Source organism: Pseudomonas brassicacearum subsp. neoaurantiaca (assembly GCF_013608025.1).
Classification (GTDB): Bacteria; Pseudomonadota; Gammaproteobacteria; order Pseudomonadales; family Pseudomonadaceae; genus Aquipseudomonas.
This window is the reverse complement of record NZ_VDLV01000033.1, coordinates 166,710-184,963: the sequence shown is the minus strand read 5'-3', so window position 1 is coordinate 184,963 and position 18,254 is coordinate 166,710. Positions and strand designations below refer to the sequence as shown.

At 58.9% G+C, this 18,254-nt stretch carries 23 protein-coding genes; 1 reads left to right on the top strand and 22 read right to left on the bottom strand.

The genetic code is table 11. The annotated features are described in order from the left end of the window. Window position 1: 1 nt before the first annotated feature. From FHK92_RS18130 to FHK92_RS18045, 18 genes are all read right to left on the bottom strand, one after another. A complete protein-coding gene (locus FHK92_RS18130; RefSeq protein WP_181289253.1) occupies window positions 2-214 on the bottom strand; it encodes a tail protein X in 213 nt (70 codons plus the stop codon). After that, complete coding sequence (locus tag FHK92_RS18125; RefSeq protein ID WP_181289252.1) at window positions 207-590, bottom strand: phage tail protein; 384 nt, start codon at window positions 588-590, stop codon at window positions 207-209. Before FHK92_RS18125 ends, FHK92_RS18130 begins: the two co-directional genes overlap by 8 nt. After that, window positions 590-2,740, bottom strand: coding sequence for a phage tail tape measure protein (locus FHK92_RS18120; protein ID WP_181289251.1), 2,151 nt, complete (start codon window positions 2,738-2,740; stop codon window positions 590-592). Before FHK92_RS18120 ends, FHK92_RS18125 begins: the two co-directional genes overlap by 1 nt. Before the next feature lie 128 nt (window positions 2,741-2,868). After that, a complete protein-coding gene (locus FHK92_RS18115; RefSeq protein ID WP_181289250.1) occupies window positions 2,869-3,435 on the bottom strand; it encodes a phage tail assembly protein in 567 nt (188 codons plus the stop codon). 150 nt (window positions 3,436-3,585) lie between these two features. Beyond that, window positions 3,586-4,092, bottom strand: a complete 507-nt coding sequence (locus tag FHK92_RS18110; protein ID WP_181289249.1) for a phage major tail tube protein — start codon at window positions 4,090-4,092, stop codon at window positions 3,586-3,588. Next, on the bottom strand, window positions 4,092-5,258 hold the full coding sequence (locus FHK92_RS18105; protein WP_181289248.1) for a phage tail protein: 1,167 nt from the start codon (window positions 5,256-5,258) through the stop codon (window positions 4,092-4,094). The genes FHK92_RS18110 and FHK92_RS18105 overlap by 1 nt, the downstream gene beginning before the upstream one ends. Before the next feature lie 2 nt (window positions 5,259-5,260). After that, window positions 5,261-5,470, bottom strand: a complete 210-nt coding sequence (locus tag FHK92_RS18100) for a hypothetical protein (RefSeq protein ID WP_181289247.1) — start codon at window positions 5,468-5,470, stop codon at window positions 5,261-5,263. 92 nt (window positions 5,471-5,562) lie between these two features. Continuing rightward, the gene (locus FHK92_RS18095; protein ID WP_258232683.1) at window positions 5,563-5,964 is read right to left on the bottom strand and encodes a phage tail assembly chaperone; all 402 of its coding nucleotides are present in this window, start codon (window positions 5,962-5,964) and stop codon (window positions 5,563-5,565) included. Between the two features lie 10 nt (window positions 5,965-5,974). Then, window positions 5,975-8,086 carry a phage tail protein gene (locus tag FHK92_RS27830; protein WP_258232682.1) on the bottom strand — a complete coding sequence of 704 codons (2,112 nt, stop codon included), beginning with the start codon at window positions 8,084-8,086 and terminating at the stop codon, window positions 5,975-5,977. Further along, window positions 8,087-8,722, bottom strand: coding sequence for a phage tail protein I (locus tag FHK92_RS18085; RefSeq protein WP_181289245.1), 636 nt, complete (start codon window positions 8,720-8,722; stop codon window positions 8,087-8,089). Continuing rightward, complete coding sequence (locus FHK92_RS18080) at window positions 8,719-9,714, bottom strand: baseplate J/gp47 family protein (protein ID WP_181289244.1); 996 nt, start codon at window positions 9,712-9,714, stop codon at window positions 8,719-8,721. The genes FHK92_RS18085 and FHK92_RS18080 overlap by 4 nt, the downstream gene beginning before the upstream one ends. Further along, on the bottom strand, window positions 9,711-10,043 hold the full coding sequence (locus FHK92_RS18075) for a phage baseplate protein (RefSeq protein WP_181289243.1): 333 nt from the start codon (window positions 10,041-10,043) through the stop codon (window positions 9,711-9,713). Before FHK92_RS18075 ends, FHK92_RS18080 begins: the two co-directional genes overlap by 4 nt. Before the next feature lie 11 nt (window positions 10,044-10,054). Continuing rightward, a complete protein-coding gene (locus tag FHK92_RS18070; protein WP_181289242.1) occupies window positions 10,055-10,666 on the bottom strand; it encodes a phage baseplate assembly protein V in 612 nt (203 codons plus the stop codon). A gap of 3 nt (window positions 10,667-10,669) precedes the next feature. Beyond that, on the bottom strand, window positions 10,670-11,182 hold the full coding sequence (locus FHK92_RS18065) for a hypothetical protein (RefSeq protein WP_181289241.1): 513 nt from the start codon (window positions 11,180-11,182) through the stop codon (window positions 10,670-10,672). Between the two features lie 36 nt (window positions 11,183-11,218). After that, a complete protein-coding gene (locus tag FHK92_RS18060; protein WP_181289240.1) occupies window positions 11,219-11,569 on the bottom strand; it encodes a phage holin family protein in 351 nt (116 codons plus the stop codon). 48 nt (window positions 11,570-11,617) lie between these two features. Beyond that, window positions 11,618-12,199 (bottom strand): DUF642 domain-containing protein, encoded by a 582-nt coding sequence (locus tag FHK92_RS18055; protein ID WP_181289239.1) that lies wholly within the window; start codon window positions 12,197-12,199, stop codon window positions 11,618-11,620. A gap of 64 nt (window positions 12,200-12,263) precedes the next feature. Continuing rightward, complete coding sequence (locus FHK92_RS18050) at window positions 12,264-12,422, bottom strand: Com family DNA-binding transcriptional regulator (RefSeq protein ID WP_181289371.1); 159 nt, start codon at window positions 12,420-12,422, stop codon at window positions 12,264-12,266. 461 nt (window positions 12,423-12,883) lie between these two features. After that, complete coding sequence (locus FHK92_RS18045; protein WP_181289370.1) at window positions 12,884-13,618, bottom strand: LexA family transcriptional regulator; 735 nt, start codon at window positions 13,616-13,618, stop codon at window positions 12,884-12,886. Between the two features lie 556 nt (window positions 13,619-14,174). Between FHK92_RS18045 and FHK92_RS18040 the strand changes: the two genes are divergently transcribed. Continuing rightward, window positions 14,175-14,528 (top strand): DUF6124 family protein, encoded by a 354-nt coding sequence (locus FHK92_RS18040; RefSeq protein ID WP_181289238.1) that lies wholly within the window; start codon window positions 14,175-14,177, stop codon window positions 14,526-14,528. 1,043 nt (window positions 14,529-15,571) lie between these two features. Here FHK92_RS18040 and FHK92_RS27825 read toward each other — a convergent pair. From FHK92_RS27825 to FHK92_RS18025, 4 genes are all read right to left on the bottom strand, one after another. Beyond that, on the bottom strand, window positions 15,572-15,697 hold the full coding sequence (locus tag FHK92_RS27825) for a hypothetical protein (protein ID WP_258232681.1): 126 nt from the start codon (window positions 15,695-15,697) through the stop codon (window positions 15,572-15,574). Next, window positions 15,694-16,065, bottom strand: coding sequence for a hypothetical protein (locus tag FHK92_RS18035; protein WP_181289237.1), 372 nt, complete (start codon window positions 16,063-16,065; stop codon window positions 15,694-15,696). Before FHK92_RS18035 ends, FHK92_RS27825 begins: the two co-directional genes overlap by 4 nt. A gap of 449 nt (window positions 16,066-16,514) precedes the next feature. Beyond that, window positions 16,515-17,792, bottom strand: coding sequence for a translesion error-prone DNA polymerase V subunit UmuC (gene umuC / locus FHK92_RS18030; RefSeq protein WP_181289236.1), 1,278 nt, complete (start codon window positions 17,790-17,792; stop codon window positions 16,515-16,517). Continuing rightward, on the bottom strand, window positions 17,785-18,210 hold the full coding sequence (locus tag FHK92_RS18025) for a LexA family protein (protein WP_043041970.1): 426 nt from the start codon (window positions 18,208-18,210) through the stop codon (window positions 17,785-17,787). The genes umuC and FHK92_RS18025 overlap by 8 nt, the downstream gene beginning before the upstream one ends. Window positions 18,211-18,254: the final 44 nt, after the last annotated feature.

The window sequence follows — 18,254 nt, the reverse complement described above, 5'->3', positions numbered from 1 at the left end:
CTTAATCCCAGGCCGAAACCGGTGGGGTTGCCACCGGTTTGAGGTCCACTTCCGGCAAGACCACCCACACACCCGCCGGCAATACCGGGCCCCATTCCGCCAATCCTGGATTGAGCAGCCAGAGCGCTTCTTCAACGGCGTCATCACAACGCCCGAGCTCGCGGTACAGCAACAGATTCACCGAGTCACCGGCGATACTTCGAACCCTACGCATTGGCGAACTCCGTCAATTCAATCACCCAGCCGACCACCATCGCCGTGCCGTCGTCGATGATCTCGGTCTGGGTTTCCGAAACCTTGTTGATCTGCCACAAGCCCCAGTTACGGCCGATGCCATCGACCAACGGCAATGGGATGCGCAAGGCTTGCAGCGCTCGCAGTTCGTCGAGGCGATCCATGGCGGTCGCGTACATCGACTTGCCGGTGATCACCAGCCCTTGCAGGCCTTGGCCGACCTGGCTGGACTTGGGTTTGCTAGTGAGGATGTCGATGTTTTTCCAGCCACCATCCGACGTGCGAACCAGCGAGTGGTAAGCGAAATTGCGGGAGAGGCCAAAAATGAAACTGCCCAAGGCCATTTGCTGACGCATCAGGTCACTCCATCGGTCAGGGCCGCGTCACTGCGCATGGCGAGCGAGTTGGGCATAAGTTGGAATTGGCTGGCGATCTGTTGCACAACCAGGTTCGCCAATTGGGCGGCACTGGCCTGATCCTGGCCGTTGATGTAGATGTTCGCGGTCAGGGTGTTTTGCTGACTGCTCGCCTGGGTGCCGGTCAGGTCTTTGCTGACCTGATCTGGAGCAGCGAGTCTGTCGACGGGGGCGACGAGTTTTTCGCCCAGAGACGCGCCGGCATCGCTCCCCAGCCAGCCGCCCAACAGTCCGCCAAGCACACCACCAATGGCCGTGCCGAGCACCGGCACGACACTTCCCAAAGCGGCACCGGCCGCAGACCCCGCAGCAGCGCCTGCCCAGCCGCCACCTGCGGCTCCGAGGCCGGCACCTATCATCCGTTTGTCACCGGTAAGCACACCCTCGGCCACATCAGCGACGGCGCCGACTAATTTCAATGGGCCGGGCGCACGGCGAGTCAACGAGCGTAATGAGGCGGTTGGCCCGAGTGAGCCTCGTGAACTGACGCGTATTTTCGGCCCTCTCCTGGGTTCGGGACGCTGGCCGGCATTGCTTGTCTCCAGCTTGTCCCCATTAGAATTCTTTCTGAAGTCTTCGGAGATCACCTCACCCAAACGGCCGGGAAGATGCGGGGCGGCTCGACCCAACACCCGCTTGGCCACCTGATTGGACATCTCATCCCCTACCGCCTTGAGCAACGCGCCCACCAGCGGTTTGATCGCCGCGCCAATCAACACGATGGCCGCGGCAGCTTTGGGTGAGGATTCAGCCAACTCACTCATGCCATCGGCCAGCGAACCCAGCCACTGGAACGAACTATCCGCCGAAGGCGTCAGCGCGTTTCCCGTGGCCAATGACAAACGCTCGCTGCGGGCGTTGAGGATGTTCAATTGGCCTTGCTGGGTTTTTGACAGCGCCAAGGCGTCCTGCCGCACCGAACCGTCGTTTCCCAATTGTGACGTCGCATATTGGCTTGGGTCTTTCACCTGCCAGAAAGCTGCGTTCACATCAGGAAGTTTCTGCGCCATGCGCAGCACGGCTTCATCGCCATTGCTGAATAACGTAGTGGCAAGAGACGAGCGCTTTTCGGCCGGTTGCGCGTTCAAGGCCGCCAGCACCGTCATCACCGTGCCAGCCGCTGTATCCTTGTCACGCAAGCCGCTCGCCACCGCCCTGGGTTCCAAGCCCAACTGTTTCCAGGCCGTTTGCTCGGTGGCGGAGGCCTGCTCACCTTTGCCCAGGGCCGTGGTGAAGCTATCCAGCGCCACGCCGGCCTCAGCTTGTTTAGTACCTGTATTGAGCAATGCCGCCGTCACCGCTGCGACTTGCGCGGGGGCCAGGCCTGCCGTCGTCGCAGCCGCACCATCACGCTGCAAGACCGCGCCGATTTCAGCCGGTTTCGCACCGTTGGGTAGCTTGCCCAACTGGTTGGTTGCGTCCGCCAAGTCAAAGGCTTGAGCGCCGCTGAGCTTCATGGAGATGCGCCAGTCGGCCAGCATTTCGGCGGCCTTCATGGCCGGCATCTCGAACGCCGTCGCAGTGACACCCGCATCCGAGGCGAAATTCGACAGGAGCAACTGTCGCTCCGAGGCATCGTGCACATTACTACCGATGCCTTTCCTGGCCGCCAGGCTTTGCATCCCCACCACTTCTACCGCCGTGGTGCCCCCGGCTGCCACCAGTGGCGCGGTGGCGATCTGTTGGGTTGACTCAGCCACCTGTTGAATCTGGCGAGGCCCAAATTGGGTTGCCTTTGTCAGATCGGCCATGGCCGTATCCATCGCTATCGCGGGTTTGAGCAGCGCCGGCGGTTCGATACCGCCACTCAGCTTGCTCTTTGGCCCACCGGCCGACTCACCCTTGGCATCGGCTCCCATCGCTTGGGAGAACAATCGTTGCGCCGAAAGCTTCACGGTCAGCGATTCGATCGCCGTAGTCAGCAGCCCGAGTTTGAGCCCGAGCGTTTCCAATGCCAGATCAAGACTCGCCAGTTGATCCCTGGCGAACGCGCCTTGTCCCGACACGCCACTGGTGAGGCTGGTATTACCGAACGCCAACCCACTCTCATCGAAGGCTGCGTATCTGAGCGAATATCTATCGTCCGCCATCCCGCTCTACTCCTGTTTCATGCCAAGGCGAGTGATCGCGATGTCGTATCGGCGCAAGGCCTTGCCGGCGTCCCACTCCAGGATTTCCGCCTCACTTACCGAGTAAATGAGCGGCACCACATCGAGGATCACTTCGATGTCGCGCTCCGAAAGAAGTCCGCCGGTTTGTTTAAAAAATCATCGATGCGTACCTGCAACTGGGTCCAGTCGGGCACAGTCAGCCGATCGAGGTCGGGAATCATCAAGCCGGTGCAATGGGCGGTGATGAACTCGGCGCGTTCCTTGGCCGTCTTCAGTTTTTTCATCGCCTTGGTGGCACGCAGCACTGGCATTTCCAGGGTCAACGAGGTCAGGCTGCGGCCCGCGACGTCGAGCGGTTGCAGCAGTTGCATCTGGTCGGGATCGACCTGTGGATCATCCAAAAAGTACGACGCCGGGCGCGTGGACATTTCGTGCACGTATTGCGCAATGCTCACGTAGTCCGGGCGCTTGAGCTGGTCCAGCTCCTTGGCCGATAGGCCGGTGGCCAGTTTGGCCAACTCGAAGAACTGATCGTCTTCGTCATCGCCAGCGCGGGCCAGGGCGTCTTTTTGCGCGGCGTAATGCAGCGGCTTGAGTGGGAGCTGCTCGATCTGCGAGCCGTCGTCAGCGGTGATCGGCGACAACAGCTCATGTATAGGTGGGGTCCAGGACATGGAATCAATTCCTTGTGAATCAATGGAAATCCTGTAGGAGCGAGCTTGCTCGCGATAACGGTCTGACAATCACTATTGATGTCGACTGATACTCCGCCATCGCGAGCAAGCTCGCTCCCACAAGGACTGCATTTGCCGGCTGGCAAAGGTTTAAGGCAGCAACACCGCACGGCGTGCATCGCCAAGAATGTCTACGCCGTTGAGCACGAACTTCTGGGTGCGCACGTCGATGTCGATCACCGGCACGCCGTTCTCCAGGCGGTTGTAGGTGCGGCAGGACAGGTCGAGGATGGTCTTGGGCTTCTCGCCCATTTTCAGCGTGGTTTCCTCAAGGGATTTCAACTTGCCACCCACCGTGTGATAGGTGAACCAGGTGTTGCCGTCCTGGTCCTGACCGGCTTCACGCACGTTGAGCAAAATGTCGTCGCCCACGCTCACGCCCAGCGCCAACATGACTTCCGGGCCGAGGCCTTGCAGCGTCAGCTTGGCCGTCAGCACCTTGCCGCCCTTGGCCATTTCCTCGCCAATGAAACGGCCGCCACGCATCTCTTCCATTTCGAATTCGATCTTCGGCGGGGTGAAATCTTCCACGGTCGCCGACAACGGCAGGCCTTGCAGGGTGGCCGCGATGGCCTGTCTTACGCGGTTGGTAAACATTAGAGAACGTCCTCCAGGAACTGCTCGATGATTTCATCGCGGGCATTGAGTTGATAAATCATGTGTTCGTTCGGCGCGTAGCGGCCGTAGTCGATGACCACGTACCAAGTGCCGTTCTTGTACTTCTCGACGCTGTTCAGTTCCGGGTGCAGGTATACGCTGCCGCCAGGAATGGTTTCGTCGGCGACCAGGGTTTGCAGCCAGTCGTTGATGCGCTTGACCTCCTGGTCCATGAACGACTTGGTCAGGTTCTTGGCCATGGCTTTCTGGCCGGCCTTCACCAGCTTGCGGCTGATGGCGTCTTCCAGGCCGACGTAGCTGATGAATTTGCCGGTGATGGAACGGTTGCCCAGCAACGAGAAGCCGCCGAGGATGGTGCGGGCGTAGTAGCTGACGCCGTAGCGGTTGAGCAGATCGCCTTCGGTGGAGGTGTCGAGGATGTTGTATTCGACGGTGCGCGAGACGTCCTCGGCGTAGGTCACCTGGTTGCCCGGGCTCTCCCACTGCTTGACCTTGGCAAGCGCGGCGATGGCCAGGCTCGACGGGGCCAGGAAGACGTTTTTCTTCGCGGCCTTGGAATACACCGCCGGCATGTTGTGCACCACCAGGCAACGGTCGAAACCGAGGTCGGCGCCGCCCAGTTCCTGGCTGTAGGTCACTTGATCAGCGACCGAGGCGTCCTTGCCATCGAGCACCACACGGGCCTTGATGCGCTTGCCGAACGAAGCGAATTCGCCGGCCACAGCCTTGGTGCCGGTGAAGCCCGGCGCGCCGATGATGGTCAGGTCTTCAGCAACGCCACTCAACGCCGCCAGGCCCAACTTGCGCCCGGTCTGCGCCTCGATGCCGCCGATCACATTGTTCTGCGTATCGGCCAGTGTCGCGCCCTCTTCGACGATGACCACGTACACCGGCACCTTGACCACTTTGAGGATCTGGTAGACCGCATGGAACAACGTCCCCGCTTCGGCACCGGTCGGGTCCAGTTGGGCCTGGGTGGTGAAGCTGTTGATGCGGAACGGAGTATTTTTCGGAATCAACGGATTGGCATTCGGCGCGGTGCCGACCAGACCGATGACGTTGTCCCCCAGGCCACCCACGGCCTCGGGAGATTCAGTGGCATTGACGGTGATGCCGTTGTGCTCGAAGTTCAAAACCTCAGCCATGGTTATTCAGCCTTTTTGGTGGTGGCCTTTTTGGCCGGGGTGGATGCAGGAGCCGGATCGACGGCTTCGGTTTTTTTCAGTTCCAGGCGACCGGCGCTGTGCAAGGCGCTGGCCTCGACGTCGAGCAGGTCGAGCTCCTGGCCGGCGCGGGACCAGTGCCCGCCTCCGGAGGGAAATGGGAGGAGGACGGTGTAGGTTTGGCGTGGTGCCATTTGGGTTTCTCCGGAAATGAAAAAGCCCCTTTTTAAGGAAGGGGCTGTTGGGTTTTGGATGGATAAGAAAACGCCCCGTCGGTGCGGGGCGTTTATTGGGATTGTTCAGCTATCCAGAGTGGTGCGATGGGCCGAAACTCAGCGCTGGGGAAAGCCGATGTTTGCGGCCAATCCCGAAGCGCTTGGCGATAGGAAAGCAGTTCAGGGAATTGCTTCGCGGTCAGCGTAGGGACCAGGCCTAAATCTAGTTCGTCACGGTGGCGTGTTACCAACCATTCGGTGGTCACCAACTCAAAACTGCGCCATACCCGTTCGACCTCGGCTTGCTCAGAGGTTTGCACTGGAGGAGGGAAAAATTCCCCGTCGAGGATGGCCCAACCCGGTCGCACGTCGGATGGGCAGGCTTGCCACAATAGATCCGAGTGGAAACGTTCAGAGGGGTCACAATCGGTCGTTTCGACCACCGACCCGCTTTCAATTCTTGCCCAAAACATACAGTTCTCCTTAATAGGTGATGAGCACACAGCCATCGGCACCGGCCTGAGATCGAGTCCCGATGCGGCCGCCCCCTCCCATACCTGGCTGCATCAGCGTGGTGGTATCAACTGCGGCGAAAATACTCTCTCCACCCCCTCCAGCACCGCCAATCGCGCCATTAGAGGCCGCATTACGCACCGGTGGATTTCCAGCACCGAGCGTACCGTTGAAGTCGCCGCCAGAGCCGTAACCAGCACCGGCACCGCCAATTACCAGTCCCCCTGCGCCGCCTGTCGCCGAGCAATGTGCACCGAAGGAAGAAGACCCGCCCGGATTGCCTACCGTGTTGGCAACTGTTACGTAAGCGCCTCCAGCCCCCACAGTCACCGTGACTTTTGAGCCAGGCGTAACAGAGACAAGTCGCTTGCTGATGCCACCGGCGCCGCCACCACCGGCACCGGTCTCTAACGCCCCGTAGGCGCCGCTTCCGCCACCACCGCGAACCTCCACGTAAACCTTCCAGACATTTGCGGGAACCGTCCATTGATAGACGCCGGCTGCCTTGTAGTAAACTTTTGCGCGATAGGGCAGATGGACGCTTTGCGCGATTTCATTCCAAATCGGTGGCTCACCAGCAGTGACTTTGTGACCGATATAAGCCCGCGTTGGAGAGTTAGCATTGAGGTTGACGATCGCCAGAAAAGTCTTATAGCTGGGTGTGAGATAGCCACCGCCAACCAGCACCGTCATGGACGTACCGCCAATGTCGCTCGTTTCTGGCGGCCCTCCGATAGATGCTTCAGGGTGCCCCAGCGTAAATGCCCGATAGAGCCCTGGCTTTATGTCTGCCGAAAAGTCGGTAATCAGGGGGATTCTTGCGGCATCCGGGCCAAGTCCGTATGTGTCCAGAACAGTCCGAACCCGTTCAACCGAAGTCACATGCTCCCAGGGCGTCCAGACACCGGCAGAATTGCGCGTACGCATACAACCAATCGTAACGGAGTTACTCACGAGAGAGTCCCACCACTGGGTCGCCATGTTGGAACTCCCACGCTCCATATGGAAAATCGTCCCGTTTGGGATAACCGCCGCGGTTCCTTCCATCACCGGTTTGGTACCCGTGGAGGCACTGGAAATCATGTAAACGCCAGTTAGCGCGATGTCGTCGATGCTCCCCGTATAGTTAAATGCGGAAGAACCCAAGCCAAATTGAGCCATGATGGCGCGTACGGCAGCAGATGTAGCAATTTTGGTGCTGTTGTCGGTCCCCAACACTGTCGGTGCTGTCGGAACGCCCAGCAGCACCGGCGAATTTAGCGGCGCAAACCCTTGCGTGATGTTCTGAAACGCCAACGCCGTGGTGCCCAGTACAATCACCCCATCGGTAATCAACTGCCAGATCGTGTTACCAAGCGTCGTCCCCTCCTCCACCGAGACAATCAACCCCGAAGTCACTTCGGCACTCGCATCGGCATCCTTTGTCCGACCCCAAGCGCCGTTCGCAGCCACATAGATCCCGTTGTCTTTCGCCAACGTCTGGGATTTAACAAGCACACGATCCCCAGCCACCACGGCAACACCGTCGACTGTCTGCGCGCCGTTCAGCACGATGTTTGCCGTCGTGGCCACCCGTACAGACTGTTTCCTGTCGAGCTTGGCCAACTCATCAGCGACGTAGCTTGCAACCCAAGCCCGCGTCGCCTTGACCACCGTATCGTCAATCAACAACGTCACCAGCTCGGCATTACTCGTCTCGAATATCGACCGAATATAAAACTCTTTCCCCGAACCGGACGTCGCCAACACCGGCTTGAACGACTCCGGATATTTGACAATCGCATACAGAATCCCGGTATCGGTCCAAATCCCGGCTTCACGCACATACCAGCCGCCCACCTCGGACGGGATGGTGACTTCGGCCAGCAACCAACTCGGATTCTTCTCATCCTGGAACAGCGCATTCAGCGGCCCGCGCCAGACTTCGCGCTTGAGTGCGGTAGCGGTGGCCGCCGGGTTGTAGACGGTGCCGCCGCCGTCACCGACGGATATCTGTGACAGCTTGATCGGTGTGCCCGCCGCCTTGCAGGCGGTTTCGTAGGCGATCCCCGCATCGGTGAGCAGGGTGTAGTAATCGGCCATTTAGGACCCCTGTGGATAAATAGTGGAGGTTTCGACGGTGTAGAGCGCGGCGGCCAAGAAGGCCTGGCCCGAAGCTTCGAGGCCTTCGATGACGATCGGATAAACCGTGGTCAACTCGCCGCACAGCGTGGCGGCGCCGATGACGTGACGGCCGAAGGCACTCAAGCCGACGGAAACCGTCAAGATGTCGCGCTCGCTTTTTGCGTCGGCCAAGCGACGATCGAGACGCGCGTCGATGGTTTCGCTGTAGGGCTGCTCAGTGAATGCCCTGACGGAAAAGCTGTAGGGCGGGCCAGGTGGCGTTTGCTCGTACCAGGCCCGGATCTCCGGTCTCAGTTGCAAACCCTTGGCGGCGTTTTCCAGCGCCGTTCGCGTCCCGGCTTGTCGCGCGGTAGGCCAAGCGAGTTCTACCGTCAGGCGTTTCTCCGCCTCGACCGCCTCGGAACTCCACTCACTGACCCCACGATCCGCCGCCAGATACGGCAGGAATGCCAAAGGTGTTTCCTGCGGATTCATCAACTCCGGAAACGGCGGATCGATGCGCCCAAGCAACCGGGCAAACCCAAGATCCAGCGCCCGCTCCAGCGGTGAACTGTTGACCGGCAGCAAGCTCGGGCGAGATGTGTCGTCACTCATAACGTGTCCACCTCGACCTCGACGCCCGTGCAGTACGGCGCCTGGAAAGCCGTCGTCACAATCGGTGCCAGCGGTTCGAGAATCTGCAGCTGAACCGCGCCAGCGCTGTGCAGTGTGTAGTCGATCCAGCTCGGGTCCACTCGCCCTTCCAGGCGATGGCAGGCCTCGGCGTATTCCTGCAATTGTTGCTGTGCGGCAGCTTTGGTCAGGCCCGAGTCAGGCCCGGGATTGATCTTCGCCACGACGCGGATTTTGTAAGGTTTGATTTGCGCGCCCTGCACGATGACCAAGTCCGTCTCCGGCCGTACATCCGGCCGGGCGAAGTGCTCACGGACGCCGTCGAGCAACGCTTCGGACGGCGTGCCATCGCCGTCGCGGGACAACACCGTGACCGTGACTTCGCCGGGTGCGGTACGGCGTCCGTTGCCGTCCTTGATCCGGGCGGCGTAGCTGTCCGGGGCGAAGGTGTAGGTGACCGTCACCACACCCGCCGAGGCATTTTCGACCTTCACCACAGGACGTTGCCCCAAGGTAAAAATCTCCCGCCGATACTGCATGCGCGAGCCAGCCGCCGGGGCGTGGGGCGCCAAGTAGTAGCGCAACCGTGCATCGTCATCGCTCTCGTAGACCGGGGGAACGGGCGGGAATGCCGCAGGGTCACCCGGGTCGAGCAACTGGCGCTCAAGGCCCATGTCCGCGAGGCGTGCGTCGAGGTTGGTGCCGGTGGCCCACCACGCCAGCATCTGCTTGATACGAGCGTTGTATTTGCGTTCGTGGGTTTGCAGCCGGACACAGAACGCCTCGAGGGCCAGGGTCAGCAATTCGCTTTCGTTTTCCAGGCTGTCCACCAACTTGGTGGCACTTGCGGGAGAGCGTGCGGCGACGTACTCGACCACAAAGGTCTTGAACTCTGCGAGCAAGTCCTCGAACGCTTCGACGGTGACGATGGCCGGTTCGGCCAGTTGGTTCTGGCCGGGTATCAACATGCTCATGTCACCACCTCGAAAGTCTGTTTGCGGTTTTTCCAGGTGCCGGCGAAACGCAGCAGCAATCCGGCACCGTGCCGGCTGGCGACGATGACCTCAGGGTTGAAGTCATCGATGCCGTTGTGGGGGTTGTAGAACGCTTGGGCCGCGTGGCTCTGGGCGAGGATCAGCAGGTCGTCGCCGAGGTTCTGTCCGAGCAACTCGGTCAATGCGCAGCCATATAAAGGGCGTTTCTGGCGAGTGCCCAGCGGCGTGGTCAAGGCACGGGTGGCGCGCTGTACGAACTGCAGCCAGTCGTCCACCGTGGCGCCGGTATTTCGATCGATTCCAATCATGAGGAAATCTCTTATGCGGTACTGATGACGCGTCCCTGGTGATCCACCACCGGGCCGCTGAAATGCACCCCAGCCGCGTCGATTCGCATGCCAACGGCGCCCAGCTTTAGTTCGATGGATTGCGGCGTCATCACCAGACTCGATGGGCCAATGCTCAACTGGAGCGATTCACGGGAACCGCTGAACGTCGCCGGGCCGTTCACCCAATGCAGGACATGGCTGGCGTGGTCGTAGCCGTTTTCCGTGCCGTCCTGATAGAGGCGACGCGTCAGCGAAGCCTGGGTCGAGACGGGCGGAAACTGACCGCCATTGAGGCCGAACAAGGCCACCGCTTGCCCGCCGCCGTCGCCGCCACCATGGTTCAGCAGCAGGCACTGCTCGCCCACGGACGGAATCCGCGACTCGCTCTGGGCGCCGGCGCTCGGGTTGAAGAAACGGATCGCCGGCGTCAGCAGCCCGCCATGGCTGACTTTGCAGGTATTGCTGGCCGCGTCGACTTCCTGGCAAACACCGATGCGGCAGAAACTCTCCGCGCGCCGATGCAGGTCGTCCAGCTCGGTTTCCATTTGCGCCAGACGCTCGATGATCGGCCCCAGATGCATCCGTAACAGCGCATCGAACATGGCTCAGCCCTCAAGTGAGGTGTATTGGTCCGGGTCGTCGATATTCGACACTTCCCAGGTGCGGGCAAACTTCGGGATGCCCAGCGGGTCATCCAACAGCGTCGGACCGAGGTACAGGGTTTGGCTGAAGGAAAGGGTCCAGGCGGTGTATTGCCGTGTCGGGTTGATGAATGCGGATGGGAGGCCATCGATCTCTGTGGGCAGATCGCATTGATCGCCGGACAGCCCCCAGCGGTTATCCATGACCAGGTGTTTCAGCTCAGCGGCCAAGTCGCAGGCGTCCCATCCCGGAACGGCCATGACCACTTGCAGTGACACCGTCAATACATGGGCGATACGCCCGTTGTTGGAACGGTGGCCGGGGGCATCGCGCTCAATGGCGATAAGCACCCAAGGTTGGTCGTCAGTGCCGTCGAACTCTCGGGGACTGCCGACTTTCAAGGCGGGATAAATGGCGCGCAGTGTCTGGGCGATGGCGAAGAACATCTGCGAGGGTTTTTCGATAAGGGTGGGCATTGATCGCCTCCTTTTTTATGGATCAGCGACGTAGGTTCACGGCTGGTCGGGAGGAACGTCCCGCGGGGGTATTTCGCCGATGCCGATTCGCTTGGCGACCCAGCGCTCGTAAAGACCGATGGCCACATCGGCTCCGGCCATGGCGGTCAGGCAACCCAAGGCGCACGCGCTCCAGATCGACATCCCGAGGGCGTACAAAAGCATCGTTGCCGACACGCCGCAGACCACGCAGGCACCGGAGCGCAGAACCACGCGGCGCAGCAACGGCCAGCCACGGGCGCCCTCCTTGTCGGCGCGCCACATCTCGCCGGACACCCCGCCCACCAGGGCGAGCACGATGACCAGCCAGATCGGCATGTCCAGCAACGCTTGTTGCTCGTTTGTCATGTCAGGCTTCCTGGGGGTGAGTGGTGAACGTTGGAGACAGGCGTAGTTCTACAGTCGCTCAACGATGACGTTGTCGATGAAGGCGAAATTTGTGTAAGGGTTCTGTTCGTTGAAGAAAGCCAGGGTTGTTCTGGTGGTGGTCGCGGTAAAGTCCAGGGTCATGGTGGCCCATTCGACCACGCTGCCTCGGGCCGCAGGTGTGTTGAATGTTGCGGTTTGCCCGGCGACTTTTACTTGGATAACACCTTCCCCGGAGCGGTTGGCGTAAACCGAATTACCGGCGCTGAACGTCAAGCGATACTTAGCGCCGACCACGGTGGCAAAGTTCTGCTGAATCCCCCCGCCGTTGCCGTAAACGCTATTAGCCAGATCGACAATCACCACACCTTCAGGCGCTACGGAACCACGGATCGAAGCGGCTAAATTGAAGTACTCCGCTCCAGACAGGAATGTTGTCCAACCGGTGATGAAATCAGCCTCTCCCGTCGTATCCAATACACAACTGTTGGCGCAGCCCGGCTGCTCGAAGCTGCCGTTGATCAAAAGATTGGCCGCCGTGGCGTTACCCGTTGCCGTGAAAAGAGCGAAGGCCAGCAGGAACGGGGCAATGGTTTTTTTAATAGAGGTCATGGTGATACCTATTAAGTCGAGTGATTGTTTGCGGAGGACTGGCATTGGGTATGGCATGCAGGGTTTACCCACACGCAGTTCGCTCGCCGGCGTTCACTCGAGGCTCAACGGCCTTCACATGATTCAATGTCCCGCATCGGGAACATTTGATTTGGAGTTCGGTGTGCTCGCCCATTCGGGCCAGAAGTTTTTTGCAATGACCGCATCTGAAATCCTTCAGCATCGAAAGCCCTCCCATTGGCGGCGGTTTGAATTGCCTCGCGGCACAGGCATTCCAAAAAGCCCGGTCGCCCAGGCTTTTCAGTAATGCGCTTGATCCTTCGGCGCGACTGGCGCGGTACGGATCCATTCAAATTGTTCCTCCGGCCGCGGTCCCTGCCCGCCGGATAACTGCTTCTGGTGCTTTACGCTGCACACCCGGGCCAGTTGCCAACCCTCTGAACCGTTAAGGCCGGTTCATCGCTGCCTGTTGGTGGAACTAAAGAGCTTTGTTGCCAGCCGCTTTGTCGAGCGGCTTGGACACAGAATATGCATGGATGCATATACAGTCAATGCGTAAATGCATTTATTTATGCATGAAGAATGCGTAAACGCATGAAACCCCCATAAATGCAGGGGTCGCGGGTTATCAGGAGGCGAAAAAAAACCCGCACGGCGGCGGGTTTTATCTGACAGCGGAAGGGGTTAACGGGCGTACATGCCCCACCAGAAGACGTGACCTAGGATGACGATCTGCTCGTCCTGCATTTCCTGGAACGTGTAGTCCTCGTCCGGGTGCTCATCGCGATTGAAGCTGCGCAGGCGAATGCCGGTGGGCAGGCGGTAAAGCTGTTTTACCCGTAGCTGGCCGTTGTGATTGATCGCGTAGAGGTCACCATCAACGATGTCGCCGATCCCGCATTTGCCCGAATTCACCCCGACCGTGGCGCCGTCGCGCAGCACCGGCAACATGCTGTTGCCGCGCACCGTCACACACTTTGCCTGATCGAACTGCACGCCGTTGTGGCGCAGGCTGCGCTTGCCGAAACGCAGGCTGGAGCGCTCGCTTTCCTCGATGACGAATCTTCCTGATCCAGCAGCCAATTCAACCTCGCGCAGAAAAGGAACGGACACCTCGTCTTCCTCGACGGGCGTGTCATCGTCCCACAGGCTTATATCCTTGAGTTCGGAATGCGGCTCGTCGCGGCGGCTGTTACCGGCGGGCACAACATCGGCACGCCCGCGCAACTGGTCGGTGCTGACGGCAAAATATTCGGCGATCTTCGAAATGTGTTTATCCGAAGGATCGACGATCTTGCCGCTGAGGATCCGCGAGAGTGTGGACTGAGGCACGCCGGTACGCCGGTGAAGCTCCGTAGGGGAGATCCCGTGCTGATCGAGCAATGCTCTTAATACGGTAGAAACGTTGCGTTTTTGCATAACGCGCATAGTGCTTGTTCTTTTCGCAGAAGACAAATGCTGATTTGCATAAATATGCAATTCCATCCAGTTGCATTCATTGTAGCGAGGGAGCTTGCTCCCGCTTGACCGGGCTGGCGCTCCAGTGCGAAGCGCTCACAAAAAAGGGTCTGCTGCGCAGCCCAGCGGGAGCAAGCTCCCTCGCCACGGGATTTGCCCTACACGTCCCTAGGAAAAGGCTCCAAGCCCGTCCTTCAAATGCGCAACACAAGACTACGTCAACTTGCGCCTCTGCCTACAACTACGCCAGAATCCGCCGGCTTGCGCGCCTTGGATCCCATCGGTAGTTTTGATCTTGTCACTGCCCATCAGTGATCGGGTTTAGTCGCTCGGTATTCCAAGGTGCTCACTGCTCCATTCAGTCAGGTATTTCTATGCCTGCACTTGATGGTAGCTGTGCGCAGGGCGCCCTCGGGCGCGCCGGTTCCTTGGATCCCCGGTCGACTAACCTGCGTACAGCTGCCGCCCCCTCGTTTAGTCGCGAGTGAGTGGTGGCTCAACCTCAAGGATCCATAGAATGCCGAAGCACACACCGAATCCTCCCAAAGAACACATTTCCCGCACCCAATCGGCCAACGCCAAGAAACTCGACGACGCGGCCACCCGTGCCCTGGACTATTACCTCAAGCCGAAAGCCGACAAAGAAATCGGCGACACACCCGACACCCTTTTTATCATCGCCCCCAACATCGACGCCGAAAACCTGCTCGCCAACCTCAGCGAAACGTTGGCCTCGGCCAATGCGATGGTCAGTGATCTTGCATTCGACCTGGACGGCTCGCGACGGCATATCGCGCTAGGGATCCAGCAGATGATCGAGCTGAGCCAGTTGTTGGCGAATCGGGCGTTGGATGTGGTTGAGGTGAGGTAGGCACTCATGACGCAAGCCGAGACCTAAGAGCAGCCCGGGTAATCACTGTAGGAGCGAGCTTGCTCGCGATGGCGGTAGTCCAGTTACAACTGAGTCGTATGGGCTGCCGTCATCGCGAGCAAGCTCGCTCCCACAGGGGGAACGTGATCCCAAACAGAACCAGGTCGGCTATCAGGCCGCCTCGGGGTGGACGTTGATCTCGGCGCCCCGTTAACCACGCTGGCCGAACGCAGGTCTTGCGCAGTGGGCAACCCGGCAAGGATGCCGGGTTAGCCGCGCAGGGCCATGGATGGCCCATCGCGGCGGGCCCACGGAGCAAGGCCGGAGTGAGGGTATGCCGAGCCTAGGCGAGGCACCGAGTGGTGGGGCAAAAGCGCTTTGGTTACTTTCGACTGGGCCGGCTTCCGGGCTTTTCGAAAGTGACCCGCTGTAAGAGCGGAACCGTCAGCAGCCATTACCGCAGCAACGGATATGCACTCAATCCCACATACACCAAAACCACTCACATATGGGTAGCACCAGACCGCCCATGTTAATCTTGCGCCCATCGCGGAAAAGCCGGGCCAATGCCCCTCCTTTTGCCTACACCCTTCAACGAGCTTTGCCTGACACCCATGAATACAGCCGTGAACGACCTGTCCTCCCACACGCCGATTGTGCTGGGGTATCTGGCGGAATTTGGCGTTGGAGCCCGTATTTACTGGCTTTAAAGCGCGCTTCGGCGGACTTGCATAGACGCATAATGGGCATTGAATGGCATGGTTTGGCGTCCGGCTTGCCCCATTTTTGCCCCACGGGCTCATCAAAGGCTTGAGCCTGTATTGCGTGCGTTATGACTCTGCTACACAAGGTGGGGCTTGTTGGGGTACGGGATTCGCTTCGTTAGGCTGCCCCTCAAATATTTATAATCAACAGCAGCAAACTTTATCGACACTGCCTAACATCTCCCAAGAACCACAGCCCCAGGCCCATTACCCCTGTCGACATATCTTTGAGGCATCCACAAAAAAACCCGCCGAAGCGGGTTTTTTTTGAGCCTTAGATCAAGCTACTTTTTTCATGTGCTTTGCTTTGAGATTGCTCTCGAGCTTATTGGTCAGCTTGCCAAGGGCGGCACACTCGGCTTGCAGGGCCTTAAGAATACGACGCCGCTTCAGGTCATTGTTCATATGAAGCTCCTCCGGTTAAGTTCATTACATTCATGGTCAAGGGCCATCACGTCACCTTTTTCGATCGCATTTGCGAGCGCTTGGACATGCTTGGCGTATTCGTGCGCCTTCTGAACAGTCGCCTCACCTTCGAGGCCGGAGCACTCGTCAAGCTGTTGCATCAAACCGCAGATAAAATGCAAGCGACGAGCGATTTCACCGACTGTTGGGTTCTCTTCCTGCAGGCTTTCAATACTGAAGAGCTTGCATTGGCGCAGCACCCGATTTGCAACATCAAGAACGATATCGTAAGCGTCCTGGACGTTTTGCGGGATCTTGTACTGAATATGATCGTCCGAAACCGAAAAAGTTTGAGTGCCTTCAGTCATATTCCCTTACGCCAATGGATGAAAATTCGACAAGAATTTTTGGAGTCGCGATTCTACACGCGCTCCGTCGAAAAATCACTATGCCACTAGTCGGAAGGCCAGACCCGCACGCAGTCCATCCGATTCAGCTTGCATACCCTCTGCGATGACTATAGGCGTTCGCAGCCCACACTTGTCAAATGAATCATCGATTAATTTTCCAAATCAATCAAAATGGAGTCCAACAAAATCTTAATCGGTGCGACGTACCGCAATTTGTTAGCAAAGCTAAAGCGAAGGCATGACAAAAAAATGATTCCGAATACGTAGATGGGGACAAAAGCAACATCCACAAGGAGTCAACAGTGAAAAACCGTCGGTCTTAACCCTAGAAAAAGCGCTCAGCCATTCAAATTAGTGAATCACGCTGTCCCTCCACCACCGGCCTGCTGACCGAGCACCAACCCCCTTCATTTGCAAGCAACAGACCACAGCTGATCAAGGCGCGTGGTATAGCTCTGACTTATCATCTCCCGCCTCATCAGCCAATCGGGGTCGGTCGGCACGCTGGCTGGGCGCAGCGTTCCCCTTCCCCATCGCCCATTGATCCGGTCCAGCACGGTCATCACCTTGGTAGCCTCCGCAGGCTGCGACACGGCGAATAGATCCTCTGTGTACTCGCCAGGCTGACAAAGGTTGAGCAGCATCACCTCGGCTTTACTGTATTTGAAGCCTGACCGGTAGATATGGTCGACCGCATCAACCGCAGCCTTTGTAAGCAGGCGCACGTCGTCGGTTGGATATGGCAGATCAACCATCACCCCGTTCGCATACTTAGCCTCTTCCGGGTTAAACATGCCGGTGCGGATGCTGACGCGGATCTTCTTGCACAGCGACTTTTGCGCCCTAAGCTTTTCCGAGGCTCGCATCATATAGGTGGCCACCGCCTCCTTGATCGGTGCCAGGTCCGTGAGCCGCTTACCGAACATCCGGCTACAGCAGATCTCTTGCTTCGGCGGGTCCGGCTCGTCTAGCTCCAGGCACGGCGTGCCGGCCAGTTCCCGGGCGGTCTTCTCGATCACCACGCTGAATTTCTTGCGTAGCGTCCACGGGTCGGCCTTTGCTAGGTCCATCGCGGTCTTGATACCCATGGTGTCCAAGTGAAGTTTCATCTTGCGACCTACTCCCCAGACCTCAGACACGTCGGTATTGCGCAACACCCAGTCGCGCTTAAACGGGTCGCAGATGTCGACCACCCCGCCCGTTTGCACCTGGAGCCGCTTGGCGGTGTGATTGGCCAGCTTCGCCAGGGTCTTGGTGTGAGCGATCCCTACCCCGACGGGAATACCAGTGCAGCGCAGCACCTGGCTACGGATCTTCCGGCCAAGGGCATCCCGGCCGTCAATGCCAGTCAGATCCGCAAAGGCTTCGTCGATGCTATAGACCTCGACGGCCGGCACCATCGATTCAATGAGCGTCATCACCCGCTCGCTCATGTCTCCATAGAGCGCGTAGTTCGACGAGAACGGAACGATGCCGTGCTTCTGCAGCTTGTGCTTGATCTGGAAATACGGCTCGCCCATTTTCACGTAGGGCTTGGCGTCGTAGCTGCGAGCGATCACACAGCCGTCGTTGTTGCTCAGCACCACGATGGGAACGCGGGCCAGGTCCGGACGGAACACTCTTTCGCAACTGGCGTAGAAGCTGTTGCAGTCGATCAGTGCGAAAACGGGCTGGGCTTTAGACATGGCTGCGCACGCTGCAGGTGATAACGCCCCAGATGACCAGCTCGTCGCCCTCAAGCACGTACCTCGGTGGGTACTTTGGGTTCTCCGACAGGAGAATCACCTCCTTCCCACGGATGCAGAGGCGCTTGCACACGGGTTCGTTGTTCAGCAGCGCCACGACGATGTGACCATGCGCAGGTTCCATCGCACGGTCCACAACGGCTAGGTCCCCTTCAAAGATCCCAGCGCCTTGCATGCTCTCCCCGGCGATGGAAACCAGGTAGACATGCGGAGCGCGAATGTTCAGAACCTCATCCAATGAGATGTGCGCTTCGATGTGGTCCGCCGCTGGGGATGGAAACCCGGCGGGCACACGAAACGAACACAGGGGCAGCTTCAAGCCACCCTCAGCAATAGGGCCTAGAATTGAAAAGCTCATGACGCACCGATCCAAAAATACTGTACGAACATACAGTTAACTTT

What these genes read in the sequence shown, in the direction of transcription:
- umuC (WP_181289236.1), bottom strand. Translation starts at nt 17,792, where the DNA reads ATGTCTAAAGCCCAGCCCGTTTTCGCACTGATCGACTGCAACAGCTTC.
- FHK92_RS18095 (WP_258232683.1), bottom strand. Translation starts at nt 5,964, where the DNA reads ATGTTTTGGGCAAGAATTGAAAGCGGGTCGGTGGTCGAAACGACCGAT.
- FHK92_RS18080 (WP_181289244.1), bottom strand. Translation starts at nt 9,714, where the DNA reads ATGAGCATGTTGATACCCGGCCAGAACCAACTGGCCGAACCGGCCATC.
- FHK92_RS18075 (WP_181289243.1), bottom strand. Translation starts at nt 10,043, where the DNA reads ATGATTGGAATCGATCGAAATACCGGCGCCACGGTGGACGACTGGCTG.
- FHK92_RS18085 (WP_181289245.1), bottom strand. Translation starts at nt 8,722, where the DNA reads ATGAGTGACGACACATCTCGCCCGAGCTTGCTGCCGGTCAACAGTTCA.
- FHK92_RS27825 (WP_258232681.1), bottom strand. Translation starts at nt 15,697, where the DNA reads ATGAACAATGACCTGAAGCGGCGTCGTATTCTTAAGGCCCTGCAAGCC.
- FHK92_RS18055 (WP_181289239.1), bottom strand. Translation starts at nt 12,199, where the DNA reads ATGACCTCTATTAAAAAAACCATTGCCCCGTTCCTGCTGGCCTTCGCT.
- FHK92_RS18070 (WP_181289242.1), bottom strand. Translation starts at nt 10,666, where the DNA reads ATGTTCGATGCGCTGTTACGGATGCATCTGGGGCCGATCATCGAGCGT.
- FHK92_RS18105 (WP_181289248.1), bottom strand. Translation starts at nt 5,258, where the DNA reads ATGGCTGAGGTTTTGAACTTCGAGCACAACGGCATCACCGTCAATGCC.
- FHK92_RS27830 (WP_258232682.1), bottom strand. Translation starts at nt 8,086, where the DNA reads ATGGCCGATTACTACACCCTGCTCACCGATGCGGGGATCGCCTACGAA.
- FHK92_RS18120 (WP_181289251.1), bottom strand. Translation starts at nt 2,740, where the DNA reads ATGGCGGACGATAGATATTCGCTCAGATACGCAGCCTTCGATGAGAGT.
- FHK92_RS18025 (WP_043041970.1), bottom strand. Translation starts at nt 18,210, where the DNA reads ATGAGCTTTTCAATTCTAGGCCCTATTGCTGAGGGTGGCTTGAAGCTG.
- FHK92_RS18045 (WP_181289370.1), bottom strand. Translation starts at nt 13,618, where the DNA reads ATGCAAAAACGCAACGTTTCTACCGTATTAAGAGCATTGCTCGATCAG.
- FHK92_RS18115 (WP_181289250.1), bottom strand. Translation starts at nt 3,435, where the DNA reads ATGTCCTGGACCCCACCTATACATGAGCTGTTGTCGCCGATCACCGCT.
- FHK92_RS18130 (WP_181289253.1), bottom strand. Translation starts at nt 214, where the DNA reads ATGCGTAGGGTTCGAAGTATCGCCGGTGACTCGGTGAATCTGTTGCTG.
- FHK92_RS18100 (WP_181289247.1), bottom strand. Translation starts at nt 5,470, where the DNA reads ATGGCACCACGCCAAACCTACACCGTCCTCCTCCCATTTCCCTCCGGA.
- FHK92_RS18060 (WP_181289240.1), bottom strand. Translation starts at nt 11,569, where the DNA reads ATGACAAACGAGCAACAAGCGTTGCTGGACATGCCGATCTGGCTGGTC.
- FHK92_RS18040 (WP_181289238.1), top strand. Translation starts at nt 14,175, where the DNA reads ATGCCGAAGCACACACCGAATCCTCCCAAAGAACACATTTCCCGCACC.
- FHK92_RS18065 (WP_181289241.1), bottom strand. Translation starts at nt 11,182, where the DNA reads ATGCCCACCCTTATCGAAAAACCCTCGCAGATGTTCTTCGCCATCGCC.
- FHK92_RS18035 (WP_181289237.1), bottom strand. Translation starts at nt 16,065, where the DNA reads ATGACTGAAGGCACTCAAACTTTTTCGGTTTCGGACGATCATATTCAG.
- FHK92_RS18125 (WP_181289252.1), bottom strand. Translation starts at nt 590, where the DNA reads ATGCGTCAGCAAATGGCCTTGGGCAGTTTCATTTTTGGCCTCTCCCGC.
- FHK92_RS18110 (WP_181289249.1), bottom strand. Translation starts at nt 4,092, where the DNA reads ATGTTTACCAACCGCGTAAGACAGGCCATCGCGGCCACCCTGCAAGGC.
- FHK92_RS18050 (WP_181289371.1), bottom strand. Translation starts at nt 12,422, where the DNA reads ATGCTGAAGGATTTCAGATGCGGTCATTGCAAAAAACTTCTGGCCCGA.